Annotated in this window: 2 protein-coding genes and 1 pseudogene; all 3 read right to left on the bottom strand. The window is 43.7% G+C overall.

Annotation, left to right across the window (positions count from 1 at the left end):
• Positions 1-263: pseudogene (locus FDW95_RS18490) on the bottom strand (BtpA/SgcQ family protein); the annotation flags it as partial.
• Between the two features lie 14 nt (positions 264-277).
• A complete protein-coding gene (locus FDW95_RS18485) occupies positions 278-700 on the bottom strand; it encodes a PTS sugar transporter (RefSeq protein WP_115259080.1) in 423 nt (140 codons plus the stop codon).
• Positions 701-855: 155 nt separating this feature from the next.
• Positions 856-1,078, bottom strand: a 223-nt coding sequence (locus tag FDW95_RS18480; protein ID WP_137363578.1) for a PRD domain-containing protein, incomplete at its 5' end; no start/stop codon positions are given.

Here is a 1,078-nt window from a genome sequence, read left to right as displayed (position 1 = left end):
CTGCTTATTCGCACCTTCCCTAACAGATTGACGTCGTAGGTAATACCCGGTTGAGTGCTGTCGAGGTAATGCAGCACGCTTTCAACTTGCGCAGGGGTGCCAAAATAGTTTTCAACAATCACCGCATCTACGCCATTTTGTTGATAGATAGCGATCTCTTTTTTTGCATTTTCGAGGACATCACGGTCGTTTTCACCTTTCAAATGCAGCATGGCAAGAATGAATTTATTGTCACCAAATAACGTTTCAACTTTATTTTTCATGTTCGCTCCTGGCATTAAAAATCATCTGATTTTGGGGTACTGTTGAATAACACATCATTGCAGTACTGGATGGTTTCTTTGGATTCCAGAACGGCGGTTCTAATTAGCGCTTGGGTGTCGTCGGTATCGGGGTTTTCCAGAATCAATGCAATCAGTAACGGTAAATTGAGTCCGGTGATTAAATGCAGGCGCGGATCGTCAAGATGAGTAATAAACTCGTTAGTCACGCTTCCCTTAGAGATATCGGTGATCACAATGGCTTCATCTTGGCTGCCCAACGTGCTCATGAATTTTTGTACGCTGAGTTTGATATCAGGCACATCCTCGGTGTAGGCACACAGCGTGGAAATATCTTCATTTTTACCCACGACCATTTCCAGTGAATCCCTGATTCCATCAGCAAATCTGCCATGACTGGCGAACAAAAACTTACGCATACCGCTCCATGCTCCACAATGAGTGACGACACTACAGGTGTCGCCATAAATGATGAGACTGAATTGAGATAGCAGGAATCATGCCAGCTAATGTCAAAGCGGAAGGAGGTGAGAGGGGGGAGTTAATCCATCATTATGATTTTAAAGGATTAATTTTATTTTATGATATCGTAAATATAGCCGATTTCGCTGAACGGAATGGTGACACTATAGGTATCTTCTATGACACTAAAGGCATCCTGAATCATGCACAGTGTTTCTTTATCACTTTGACTAAGCGTCTGCTGTGCCGGGTAGTTCTCAAGAGGAATCTGACGAATCAAACGTTCCAGCATGCAGCTGGCATGGACATACAGGTGATGTAGCCCCCTGAAACAC

The organism is Citrobacter sp. wls718, from assembly GCF_005280945.1.
Classification (GTDB): Bacteria; Pseudomonadota; Gammaproteobacteria; order Enterobacterales; family Enterobacteriaceae; genus Citrobacter; species Citrobacter gillenii.
This window is presented reverse-complemented; position numbering and strand designations above follow the sequence as displayed.